The organism is Actinophytocola sp., from assembly GCF_035762905.1.
Taxonomy (GTDB): Bacteria; Actinomycetota; Actinomycetes; order Mycobacteriales; family Pseudonocardiaceae; genus DASYTH01.
In genome coordinates, this window is record NZ_DASUCC010000126.1 from 64,870 (window position 1) to 77,474 (window position 12,605).

Consider the following 12,605-nt stretch of genomic DNA (forward strand, 5'->3'; position numbering starts at 1 on the left):
GTTAGGTTAGACCCGCCGCTGCACCCGTAGCAGATATTCCTTGCGGTCCAGTGGGTTGTGGTCGGTGCGCGGCCGGCTCGGCGGGGTCGCGGTGATCCGTTGGTAGTGCGCGAACCCGGTTTCCATGCTGCCCTCGCCCCGGGTCAGACCGGGCAGCCTGCGCTGCAGCTCGTGCACCTTCCCGGCCGGGATCTCCCCTTCCAGCACGGTCGTCGGCCCGTGCGACCGCGAGGTCCTCGGTACCGCGCGCAGCCGCACCAACGTCGGCTGCAGCACGCCGAGCTGCTCGGTGGGGATCTCCAGGCGGAACCGGTGCATCGGCTCGTACACCCGGGTGCCGGCCCGGCGCAGCGCGGTCATCAGGACCAGCGGGGTGAGCTGCCGAAAGTCCCGCGCGGTGCTGGACATGCTCTTGTCGAAGACGGCGTGCGCGTGACTTTGCTTGGGCCAGTACCCGGAGTGCGTCATGGTGACCGTGCAGTCGGTGACCCGCCAGCCGCGCAGACCCTGGTGCAGCGTCTCCCGCACGGTCTCCTCGACCGCGGTGAAGAACGCGTAGGGCATCGAGCCCAGCTCCACCCCGAGCCGGAACGCCACGCCGGAGTCCTCCGGGGCGGGGTCCACCCGCAACCCGACGGTGGCCAGGAACGGGTTGGGCGCCTTGTCGATCAGCTCGACCGCCGCGCCGGAACCGGCCGGCCGCTCGATGCAGATCGTCGTCGACTCGCGGAAGCTCACCGCGAGGCCGAACTCGGTGGCGAGCGTGGCCTCGATGACCTCCTTCTGCACCTCGCCGTAGAGCGACACGGACAGCTCCTGGCGCAGCTCGTCCTGCCGCAGGTTGATCAGTGGGTCCTGCTCGGCGAGCCGGGTGAGCGCCTGGTGCAGCGGTCCCCGGTCGGCCGCCCGGCGGGGCAGCACGACCGTCTCCAGGGTCGGCGGGGCGAACCGGTGGCCGTCCGGCCGCGGGCTCACGGTGTTGATCCCGGTGCCGATCGCAGTGCCGATCTCCGTGCCGATCCGGCTGGCGGTCAGGCCCCACAGCATGCCGATCTGCCCGGCGGTCACCGAGTCCGCCCGGCCCGCCGCGCCTGCGCCGAACACACTGATCGCGGTGACCTTGCCGGCGGGCAGCCGATCCCGGGTGTGCACCGTGCCGGAGAACATGCGCACGTAGGCGATCTTCTCCCCGGCCGGGCCGCGGTCCACCTTGAACACGGTGCCGGACACCGGTCCGGCCGCGTCGCCGCCGGCCGCCGGCAGCAGCTCGGTGACGCCGGCCAGCAGCGCGTCCACGCCGGCGCCGGTGCTGGCCGAGCCGAAGAACACCGGGTGCACCAGGCCGCGCCGGGACGCCTCGGCGAGCGCGGTCCGCAGCCGGCGGTGCGGCACCGGGGTGTCGGCGACGTAGGCCGCGAGCAGCGCGTCGTCGTGCTCGGCGAGCAGCTCGAGGTGCCGGGCGTCGAACTCCGCGCCGTGCGGCCGGAAGTCGGCCTCGCGGGTGCCCGGCGCGGTGACCGTGCCCATCGCAACGGCGGCGCCGGTGAGCCGGTCGGCGATCTCGGCCAGCACGCCGTCCGGCCGCGCGCCCCGGCGGTCGATCTTGTTCACGAAGATCAGGGTGGGGATGCCCAGCCGGCGCAGCGCCCGGAACAGCACCCGGGTCTGCGCCTGCACACCCTCCACCGCGGAGATCACCAGCACCGTGCCGTCGAGCACGCCGAGCACCCGCTCCACCTCGGCGATGAAGTCCGGGTGGCCGGGCGTGTCGATCAGGTTGACCGTGCGGCCGCCGACGTCGAAGGACACCACGGCGGACTTGATCGTGATGCCGCGCTGGCGTTCCAGCGCCATGGAGTCGGTCTGGGTGTTGCCGTCGTCGACGCTGCCGACCTCGTCGATGACCCCGGCGGCGAACAGCAGCCGCTCGGTCAGGCTCGTCTTACCGGCGTCGACGTGCGCCAGAACTCCCAAGTTCACCCTGCGTGCCAAGCGTCATATCCCCTAGGTAGGCGGTGATTACCGGTCGGGTCGACATGACGGGTGCGCGCATGGGTGCTCCTTTCCTTTTCTCGAGTGCAGCAGGGATCCGCCGATCGGGCAACCGAATTTGGCTCAGGTCGGCCGCGCGGGTGCCGATGTGCCGGGCATCACGAGTCCGACTCATGCTTTGGGAGCCGTCATGTCCTCAACTGGTCGTCGCCTGCGACTGCGGGTCCTCGCCGACCGTCCGGTCCGGGTGAAGATCTTCGCGGTGCTCGGCGTCGCCCTGGTGGGTATCGCGGCGGTAGCGGTCAGCACGCACTTCGTGCTCAACTCGATGCACGACAGCGCCGAGACGTTGTACCGCAATGGGGTGGACGCCGGCATGCACCTGTCCGCGGTGCACCAGCAGGAGATCAAGGTCCGGATGGACCTGCTCGGCCACGCCAACGAGCCGACCTCGGCCGGCAAGGACAACTGGGAGCTCGCGCTGCGCGCCGACGAGACCGCGCTGGACGCGGCCGTGGCGGAGTACAACGAGGACACCGGGAACACCGACGACCTCGCGGCGTTCGTGGCCAGTTGGGCCAACGTCCGCGGGATCTACAACGACGGGCTGGTGCCGGCATCCCGGCGCGCCAACGCCGGCGACTGGTGGAACACCTGGCTCAACGAGCTCAAGCCGGCCATCGAGAAGGCCGAGGGTGACCTCGCGGCGCTGGAGGCCAGGCGGGTCGACGACGGCGCCGCGCAGTTGGACAGCGCCACGTCGGCGCGCGACTCCGGCGAGCTGTTCATGCTGGTGGTGCTCGGCCTGGCCCTGATCGGCGGGACGCTGCTGGCCTTCGTGGTCGCGCGCCGGATCGTGGTGCCGCTGCGCGAGGTGGCTGCGGCGCTCGGCCGGATGGCCCGGGGCGACCTGACCGCCCGGGTCGCGGTGCACAGCCGGGACGAGGTCGGGCAGATGGCCGAGACGTTGAATGAGGCGACCAGCAGCGTCAGCGACGCGATCCGGGACATCGAGCACTCCGCGGTCGAGCTGAGCGGCGCGGCCGAGCAGCTCAACAGCACCAGCGAGCGAATGGCCGCGGACGCAGGCGTTGGCCGGGAGCGGGCCGGAACCGTCGCGGATGCCACCGGCACCGTGGACGGCAGCCTGCGTGAGGTCGCCGTCGGCGCCCAGGAGATGAGCGTGGCGATCTCGGAGATCGCCGACAACGCGGGCAATGTGGTCAAGGTGGGCGAGCGCGCAGTCGCCGCCGCCGCGGCCACCACCGACACCATCGGCAAGCTCGGCGCGTCCAGCTCCGAGATCGGCAACGTGATCAAGACGATCACCTCGATCGCCGGCCAGACCAACCTGTTGGCCCTCAACGCCACCATCGAGGCCGCCCGCGCCGGCGAGGCCGGCAAGGGCTTCGCGGTGGTCGCCGGCGAGGTCAAGGACCTGGCTCAGGAGACCGCCAAGGCCACTGAGGACATCTCACAGCGGGTCGAGGCCATCCAGGCCGACACCGCCCGCGCGGTCGCCGCGATCGCCGAGATCAGCGAGATCATCAAGGACATCAACAACTTCCAGCTCTCCATCGCCGCCGCCATGGAGCAGCAGGCCGGCACCACCCGCACCATGGACGCGAACGTCTCGGCCGCCGCCACCGGCTCCGCCAGCATCACCGGCTACATCCAGGACGTCGCCTCCGTCGCCGAATCGGTCGCCGACGGCGCCACCGACACCCGGCAAGCCGCGGGCGCCCTCTCGCACCTGTCCGGCCGCCTCACCGACCTTGTCGCCAAGTTCCAGACTGGTCCGCCTCGCTAGTCCGCCTCTCCGGGATTAACTGCTGTTGTTACGTTCCAGCCGGTAGTGCGGTTAGCGGGTTGATTGTGGCTGGGTGCCGTTACGGTCCCCTGAGGTTGCGTTGGGTGGGCCAGGGCTTGACCCGATGATCCGGGACTTACACGCGGCCGGCGGCGGTGGAGCGGGCGAGGGCGAACTGTTCGGCGTGGTCGCCGAAGTAGCCCCAGGGCCAGCGGGCGGGGCGGTCGCCGGCGCGCAGCATGTGTGCGGCGAGCCGGGTGCGGTCGCCGGCCTGGTGGTAGAAGACCGCGAAGACCTGGTGTGCCGCAAAGGATCGCGGGTGAGCGTGGTCCGGATCCGGGCCGGCGAGCAGCCGGTCGGACGCCGCGTCGACGTCGCCGCGGATGTCCCGGCCCAGGTGGGTCATGGCGTGCCAGAACCGCCGGAACGAGTTGCCCCGGCCCAGCCGGTCGAGGTAGATCTCCAGATGCGCACTGGGCACAAGGGCCAGCATCGGGTGGCCCGGCGCGAAGCCGCCCGCCCGGCCCCTGGCGAACTCCAGCACCGCCGCATCGTCGCCGTACCACCGGGGCGAGAGCATCCGCAGCCGGGTTCCGTTTCCGCCGAACACATCCGGCGTGCGGCCTTGTAACTGCCGGAACACCTCGTCGCCTTCGCCGGGCTGCTCCGGCGCGCCCAGTGCGCAGCTCATCAACCCGGACCACGGCGCGCCGTCGTCCGGGGCGAGCTTGGCCGCCACCCGCAACGTGGTCCGGGCCAGGCTGGCGTGCTCGGCGCCGGCGTCGCCGCGCACCCGCCACGCCGCGGCGTTCAGCGCGCTGCCCCACAACAGCAGCCGTTCGGCGTCGTCACACTCCCGCTCGGCCTCCGCGCGCAGTGCCGGCAACACACCGGAACCGGCCTGGCCGAGCACTTCGATGCACAGCTCGCGCCGGTCCGGTTGGTCCCGGGTGGCCGCGAGCAGGCCAAGCGCGGGGGAGAGGTGGCCGGTGAGCAGGGCCCGTGCGGCCCGCTCCAGTTCGCGGTCCTCCCAGGCCTGATCGACATGCGACGGCAACTCGGCGTTCACCACGGCGTCCATCCGGTCGGTTGCGCGGACGCTAGCACGCCCGGCCATCGCGGACACCCGACCGAGGTCCGCGTCCCCCTAGGGGTTCAGTTGTCGCGTGGGCGCAGGATGCCGTAGAGCGCCACATCCCGGCGCCGGCCGCCGCGCAGCAGGGCGCCGCGGACCACACCCTCGTGCCGAAAGCCCGCCTCCTCGAGGGCGCGCGCGCCGGCCCGGTTGTCCACGTCGGCGGCGGCCTCGATCCGGTCCTGGTCGGTGCTGGCGAACAGGTGCTCGACCAGCAGGCGGTGTGCCACCGCGGCCACGCCGTGCGCGTCCGGCACCAGCTCCAGCTCGATGCGCCAGGCCAGGCAGCCGAGGGTGCCGCCGTAGTCGACGCCGTGCCAGCTGGCCACGCCGAGCAGCCGTCCGGTGCCGGCCGCCAGCAGCGTGCCGCGCAGCCCGGTGGCCGGACTGCTCTCGGTCAGCACCTCGTCCCGGTCCGGGGTGAAGGTGTGGTCCGACGCGGCGCGCACCCTGGCCCGATCGTCCGGGCGCGGGCGCACCAACTGCACGCCGTCGCGCTGGCGCAGCACCCGGCGGGAACCGCGCTCCGGCGCCAGATCCGAGCGCAACAGGCTGTACAGCACCATGTCCTGCCGCCGCTCGCCGCGTTTCGTGCAGCCGCGCAGCACGCCTTCCCGGTGGAACCCCGCCTTGTCCAGGCCGCGCCACCCGGGCACGTTCTCGACGTCGGTGCACGCCTGCACCCGCTCAACGCCGGTGGTCTCGAACAGGTACCTGGCCAGCAGCAAACCGGCCGGCGCGGCGAGACCGCGGCCGCGTGCGGCCGGCAGCAGGTTGATGCCGATGTTCCAGGTGGTGCAGGACAGGATCGGCGCGTACGGGATGGGACGCCAGGTCAGCCGGCCGAGCAGCTCGCCGGTCCGCGCGTCGAGAATCGCCGCGCCGAACCGGTCGATCTGGAACGGAACCGGCCGGCCGTCCGGATCGGGGTCGAAGGAGTGGTCCCGGTGCTCCTCGACGGCTTCCTGTTCGCCGTCAACCATCTCCGCGAGGACGATGTCGGCGTTGCCGCACAGGATCGTCCGCCCGGCCAGCCCTGGCAGGGTTCGCATGTCTCAGCTTCACCACCCCGGTCCGTGGAGATCGCTCGAAACTACCGCAAGATTCGCGGGTTTATCTTGCTATACAAGTAAAGCACCGATGAGAGCAGCGCCGATCACCCGGTAGTACCAGCCACGGTTGCGGAACGTGCCCGCTGCCAGCCGACCGCCACCCCGCAGCCGGCCGCGGTGCCGATCGCGGCGAACACGGCGATCGCGGTGGACGGCGTGGTCACCTCGGCCAGCACGCCGGAAAGCGCGATGCCCACGCCCTGCGCGGCGCGCAGCACGGCGAGGGCCAATCCGTAGGCCTGGCCCCGGTTCGCCGCCGGCACGGTCCGGGTGAACGTCGCCACGCTCACCGAGTCGTGCCCGGAAAGCAGGCCGCACAACGCACACAGCCCGACCGCGACGGCCAGACCCGGCGCCAGCCCCATGGGCAGCAGTGCGGCGCAGGTGGCCACGGCGAGCGGGCCGAGCAGCGCGCGGCGGCGTTCCGGGTCCACCAACCGGGTCAGCAGCACGGCGCCGAGCGCACTGCCGGCCGGGAGCGCGGCCAGCAGCAACCCGGCCGCGGCGGTGCCGGCGCCGATCTGCGCGGCGTACGGCACGGCCAAACCGGTTGGCGCGGCGTAGAACCCGACCAGGCTGGCCATGGCGACCAGGTAACGCAGCCGCCGGTCCCGCCACACCAGAGCGGCTGTTTCGCGGAAACCCCCGAGGGGCACGGGTTTCGCCGGATCCGTGCGCACCGGCGGGTGCGGGCCGACGCCGGCGGCGACGACGACCGCGGAGGCGGCGAACGTCCCGGCGTCGATCAGCAGCGCCCAGCCGGTGCCCAGCCACGCGACCAGCGGCGCGCCGGCCCCGTAGCCGCACAACATGCCGATCTGCAGGCTGGTGAACAGCACCGACGTGCCCACCTCGAAACGGTCCCCGGCAAGGACTTCCGGGAGGATGGCGGCCCGGGCCGCCTTGAACGGCGACCCGACCAGCTGCACCGCGACCAGCAGCGCGCCGAGCAGCCACAGCGACAGGCCGGGCACGGCCATGAAAGCGACCAGCGCGGCCCGGGCCAGATCGCAGCCGATCATGACGGCCCGGCGCGGTCGCCGGTCACCGATGCCGGCCAGCAGCGGCCCGCCGATCAGCTCGGGCACCAGGGTCAGCGCGAAGGTCAGCGCGGCCAGCGCGGGGGATCCGGTGCGGTCGAAGACCAGCACCGCGAGCGCCACCCGGGCCAGCTGATCGCCGATGATCGACAGCAGGTGGGAGGCGAGCAGTGCGCGGAACTCGCCGACGGCGAACACCTCCCGGTACCGCGCCGCACCGGCCACCGCAGCCAACTCCTTTTCGTACCTAGGGGTTTTCGGGTTCCCCTCAATGGCAACTGTTTACTTTCCACGCTCCGCCCGACTCTATTGCGTCGCCGCCGTGCGCGGACCATCGTGGGAAACGTCCCCAAATAAGTCTCCACGCATGCCGGCGTCCTCGAGGGCTGGCCGCCGCATGCCCCTGCACAAGGAGAACCCTGCCATGGGAGATCTACGCGACCGACTGATCCGGCGCGTCGCAACATTGGGAACCGCCGCGGCCGCGGCGGCCGCCGTCGCCGTAGCGGCACCGGCGGTGGCCGAGGGCACCGTGCTCGGCGCCGACTCGGCGAACGCCATACCCGGCAGCTACCTGGTCGTGTTCAAGGATGGTGCCGGTGTTGCCGCCCAGGGCATGACGGCCAAGTACGGCGGGGCGGTGAAGGCCGTCTGGACCGACGCCCTGAACGGGTATGCCGCGAACATGACCGAGCGGGAGGCCAAGCGGATCGCCGCCGACCCGTCGGTCGCCTTCGTCGAGCAGGACCAGGTGTTCAGCTTGACGGTCGACCAGCTCAACCCGCCGTCGTGGGGCCTCAACCGGATCGACCAGCGGGCGCTGCCGCTGGACAACCGGTACACCCACAACACCACGGCGAGCAACGTCACCGCGTACATCATCGACACCGGCATCCGCACCACGCACACCACGTTCGGCGGCCGGGCCGTGTGGGGCACCAACACCACCGGTGACGGCAACAACACCGACTGCAACGGGCACGGCACGCACGTGGCCGGCACGGTCGGCGGCTCGCAGTACGGCGTGGCCAAGGGCGTCCGGCTGGTGGCGGTGAAGGTGCTGACCTGCTCCGGCTCCGGCTCGACCACCGGTGTGGTCAGCGGCATCAACTTCGTCACCCAGCAGCACGCGGCCGGCGCGCCGGCAGTGGCCAACATGAGCCTGGGCGGCGGGGCCAGCACCGCGATCGACAACGCGGTGCGCACCTCGATCACCGACGGCGTCACCTACGCCATCGCGTCCGGCAACTCCAACGCCAACGCGTGCAACTTCTCGCCGGCGCGGGTCACCCAGGCGATCACGGTGAACGCGAGCACGCAGACCGACGCGCGCGCCTCGTTCTCCAACTTCGGCACCTGCACCGACATCTTCGCGCCGGGCCAGGGCATCACCTCGTCCTGGAGCACCAGCAACACGGCGACCAACACGATCAGCGGCACCTCGATGGCGACCCCGCACGTCGCCGGCGCGGCGGCGCTGGTCCTGGCCGTGAACCCGGGCGCCAGCCCGGCAACCGTGGCCAGCCGGCTGATCCAGCTCTCCACCCCGAGCCGGATCACCAACCCGGGCACCGGTTCCCCGAACCGGCTGCTGTTCACCATCGGTCTGTAGACCGTTGACCCCACGTCCCGGGCGGCGCCACGCGGCCGCCCGGGACGCGGTGTGTCGCGGGGGTCCGTTCGGTGGTGGCCACTGCGACGAAGGTTGGTCGCGGCGCCCGCGACTAGCTACTTTCGCCTATTCCCGCGCCCGCCGGCACCGGTGAAGAATCCCCGTGAACGCGCCGCTGGGATGGTGCGTCGGTCCCGAGGAGTCGGAGTTGGCCATGTCCGCGTTTCCGCGATCGGTCCGCCGCTGGGCGACCCGCGGCCCCGCCGCCGCGGTGGTCGCACTGCTCACGCTCACGTTCCTGACCCCCGTCGCCGGCCCGGCGGCAGCCGCTCCCGACCCCACCAACCCCTGGACCAAGGTCGACAACCCGGCGGTCGCCAGCCGCTCCGCCCGGCCGGCCGACGTGCGCACCACCCGGTTCGCCGGGTACACATTGGACCGATCGGCCATGGCGGTCGGGCTGGACCGCGTCTCCCGGGCGCCGTCGGCCGTGATGACCCTGCCCACCCCGGCCGGCGAGTTGCAGCGCTTCGCCCTGGTCGAGTCGCCGGTGATGGAGCCCGGCCTGGCCGCGGCCCACCCGGAGATCAGAACCTACGCCGGCAAGGGCATCGACGACCCGACCGCGACCGTGCGCGCCGACCTCACCCCGCTGGGCTTCCACGCCTCGGTGCGCTCGACCAGCGGCGTCTGGTACATCGACCCGTACTTCCACCGCGACCAGAGCCTGTACGCCAGCTACTACGGCCACGACGTGGCCAACCCGCAGGGTCCGCTGGTGGAGCACGAGGAGGTCGAGCAGCTCGTCCAGGACCTGGCGCCGGTGCTGACCGAACCGGTCGTGCGGCTGCGCACCTACCGGCTGGCGCTGGTCACCGATCCGTCCTATGCCACGTTCTTCGGCGCGGAGAACGTCACCGCCGCCAAGGTCACCCTGGTCAACCGGGTGAACCAGATCTACGAGGACGAGACCGCGATCCGGCTCGTGCTGATCAACGACACCGACCGGACCAACCTGAACACCGCCGCCATGGCGACCGAGCCGAACGGCCCGTGCGGTGCCGCGGCCTGTTACACGCCGGCCCAACTCGCCGGCTGCGCGGGCTCGACGCTCACCCGTAACGGGATCGTGCTCGGCCAGCTCGTCGGGGCCAGCAACTACGACGTCGGCCACATCGGGCTCGGCGTCGACGGCGGCGGCGTGGCCGGTCTCGGCGTGGTCGGCGGCGCGAACAAGGCGCGCGGCTGCACCGGGTTGCCGACCCCGGTCGGCGACTTCTATGCGGTGGACTACGTGGCGCACGAGATCGGCCACCAGTTCGCCGGCAACCACACGTTCAACGGCACGCAGCTCAACTGCTCCGGTGGCAACCGCAGCGCCGCCAACTCCTACGAGCCGGGCAGCGGTTCCTCGATCATGGCCTACGCCGGGATCTGCCGTCAGGACGACCTGCAGCCGCACAGCGACCCGTACTGGTCGCAGCGCAGCTACACCGAGATCACCACGTTCATCAACTCCACCCGCCCGGCGATCAACGAGGTGCAGACCGTCTCGCTGCGCGAGTTCGACACCGACGGCGACAGCTTCGCGCTGACCTTCGGCGGAGCGCAGTCGGCTCCGATCGTGCGCGGCGTCAACTACACCGCCGCCGGGATCAAGGCCGCCATCGAGGGCATCGCGGGCTGGCCGGCCGGCGCCGAGGTCACCGTTGCCGGCTTCGGCGGCGGTGCGGCGTTCAACGACGCCGGGTTCCAGGTCACCTTCGGCACCGGTGCGCTGGCCGCCACCAACGTCGAGTCGCTCGGCCTGACCGCGACCAGCGGTGCCGCCGGCTTCGTCGGCGAGACCGTCAAGGGTGGCGCGGTGGACAACGGCGGCGTGACCGTCGAGGACACCGACAACCACGCGCCGGTGGTCACCACCCCGGCCTCGTTCACGATCCCGACCCGCACGCCGTTCACGCTGTCCGGCAGCGCGACCGACTCCGACGGCGACGCGCTCACCTACCTGTGGGAGCAGAACGACCGAGGCGGCGCCACCGGCACCGCGCTGACCAGCAACACCAAGACCAACGGACCGCTGTTCCGCCAGTTCGGCACCGCGGCCATCGTCAGCCCGGAGGACACGCTCGAGTACTACTCGCCGGGCGAGAACGCGGTGAACGGCGATCCCACCCGGGTGTTCCCGGACCTGGCGCAGATCGCGGCCGGGCACACCAACGCCGCGACCGGTCTCTGCCCGCCGGCACCGCCGCCGCCCACCTCCGGCGGCAGCAACGTGCCGGGCGAGATCCGGGACTGTTACTCGGAGTTCCTGCCCACCGCCGACTGGGTCGGCATCGACAACTCCCGCACCCTGCATTTCCGGCTCACCGCGCGGGACGGCAACCTCGGCGCCGGCGGTGTCGGCAGCTCCGACACCGCGCTGGTGATCGCGCCGGAGGCCGGGCCGTTCCTGGTCACCTCGCAGAGTTCGGCCGAGACCGTGCGCGGCGGGTCCGCGCAGCCGGTCAGCTGGTCGGTCGCCGGCACCGACGCCGCCCCGATCGGCGTCACCGAGGTGCGGATCTCGCTGTCGCTGGACGGCGGCGCCACCTACCCGCACGTGCTGGCCGAGCGCACGGCCAACGACGGCAGCGAGTCCGTGACCCTGCCCGACGTCGCCACGACCAAGGGCCGGATCAAGGTCGAGGCGGTCGGCAACGTGTTCTTCGACCTCAGCGACGCCGACCTCACCATCCAGGCGTCCCCGCGGGTGTCCAACGACGCCCCGTCCGGAACCGCCACCGTGCAGTACAGCGATGCCCTGTCCCCGGCCCTCACGATCGGCGCCAGCGACCCGGACAGCGCCGGGACGACCCTGTCGGCGGTGGCCACCGGCCTGCCCGCCGGCCTCGAGCTGGTGCTCGCCGCCACCTCGGGTGACGACGCCCGGCCCGGCCTGCGCACCTGGACCGTGGCCGGCACCACGACCGCACCCCCGGGCGACTATCCCGTCACGGTCGCGGTGACCGACGACGTCGGCATCGTCGGCAGCACCGCATTCCTGATCCGAGTCACCCCGGAAAACGCGGAGGCCACCTACACCGGTGACTCCCTCACCGAAGCCCGCGACTCCGGCACGGTTCTCCTGCGCGCCACCGTCCGCGACAGCTCCGTCCTCCCCGGCGCCACCGACACCACCCCCGGTGACATCCGCACCGCCACGGTGTCATTCGTCGCCGCCGGTCGAACCCTCTGCACCGCCCCCATCGGCCTGCTCGGCACCCCCACAACGGACGCCTCAGCTAGCTGCACCGCCACCCTCCCCCAAGGCGTGCACCAGGTCTCCCCCCTCATCACCGGCAACTACACCGCCACCACCACGAGCCCGGTCGAAATCTTCCGCCCCCACAACAGCATCGTCATCGCCGGCACCACCCTCACCGCCTCCCAGTCGAGCGGCGCCTTCCCCGCCGACCCCGGCACCCGCATCGACACCACCCTCCTGATCTCGCACACCCGATCCCACAACACCACCACCGGCCTAGCCACCGCCCAGTTCCAATCGGCCGGCCACCGCTACCAACTCCTCGCCACCGACTTCGCCACCTTCGGCGCCAAACCCACCAACCGCCAACTCCACCTGAACCTCCGCGCCACCGCCAAACTCCTCGACATCACCAACCCCCACCGCCCCACCGTGGTCGCCACCAACCTCACCCTCCACCTCTCCGCCACCGACACCACCCACGACACCCTCGCTCTCACCCTCTACCAAGGCGCCCGCCTCATCCTCTCCACCAACTGGACCGGCGCCACCACAACCCAACTCCCCCTCACCACCGGCAACATCCTGATCATCTAACCCACCCACCACCCACCCCCAACCCAACTCCAACCCAACCCAACCCAACGGCCGCCT

At 71.7% G+C, this 12,605-nt stretch carries 7 protein-coding genes; 3 read left to right on the plus strand and 4 right to left on the minus strand.

The window, feature by feature from the left end; all coding sequences use genetic code 11:
• Positions 1 to 6: 6 nt before the first annotated feature.
• A complete protein-coding gene (locus VFV67_RS26685) occupies positions 7 to 1,992 on the minus strand; it encodes a translation factor GTPase family protein (RefSeq protein ID WP_326473404.1) in 1,986 nt (661 codons plus the stop codon).
• A gap of 190 nt (positions 1,993 to 2,182) precedes the next feature.
• Here VFV67_RS26685 and VFV67_RS26690 point away from each other — a divergent pair, with 190 nt between their 5' ends.
• The gene (locus VFV67_RS26690; RefSeq protein ID WP_326473405.1) at positions 2,183 to 3,802 is read left to right on the plus strand and encodes a methyl-accepting chemotaxis protein; all 1,620 of its coding nucleotides are present in this window, start codon (positions 2,183 to 2,185) and stop codon (positions 3,800 to 3,802) included.
• Between the two features lie 136 nt (positions 3,803 to 3,938).
• Here VFV67_RS26690 and VFV67_RS26695 read toward each other — a convergent pair whose 3' ends face one another.
• The 3 genes from VFV67_RS26695 to VFV67_RS26705 form a co-directional block, all read right to left on the minus strand.
• Entirely contained in the window at positions 3,939 to 4,919 is a 981-nt protein-coding gene (locus VFV67_RS26695) for a hypothetical protein (RefSeq protein ID WP_326473406.1), read from the minus strand.
• Positions 4,920 to 4,957: 38 nt separating this feature from the next.
• Positions 4,958 to 5,989: a GNAT family protein gene (locus VFV67_RS26700; protein WP_326473407.1), complete on the minus strand. Its 1,032-nt coding sequence runs from the start codon at positions 5,987 to 5,989 to the stop codon at positions 4,958 to 4,960.
• Between the two features lie 104 nt (positions 5,990 to 6,093).
• Positions 6,094 to 7,314, minus strand: coding sequence for an MFS transporter (locus tag VFV67_RS26705; protein ID WP_326473408.1), 1,221 nt, complete (start codon positions 7,312 to 7,314; stop codon positions 6,094 to 6,096).
• 199 nt (positions 7,315 to 7,513) lie between these two features.
• On the opposite strand from VFV67_RS26705, the gene VFV67_RS26710 reads away from it, so the two are divergent.
• Together VFV67_RS26710 and VFV67_RS26715 are read left to right on the plus strand one after the other, a co-directional pair.
• Positions 7,514 to 8,701, plus strand: a complete 1,188-nt coding sequence (locus tag VFV67_RS26710) for a S8 family peptidase (RefSeq protein WP_326473409.1) — start codon at positions 7,514 to 7,516, stop codon at positions 8,699 to 8,701.
• Between the two features lie 163 nt (positions 8,702 to 8,864).
• Positions 8,865 to 12,548 carry a M12 family metallo-peptidase gene (locus tag VFV67_RS26715; protein ID WP_326473410.1) on the plus strand — a complete coding sequence of 1,228 codons (3,684 nt, stop codon included), beginning with the start codon at positions 8,865 to 8,867 and terminating at the stop codon, positions 12,546 to 12,548.
• Positions 12,549 to 12,605 lie beyond the last annotated feature (57 nt).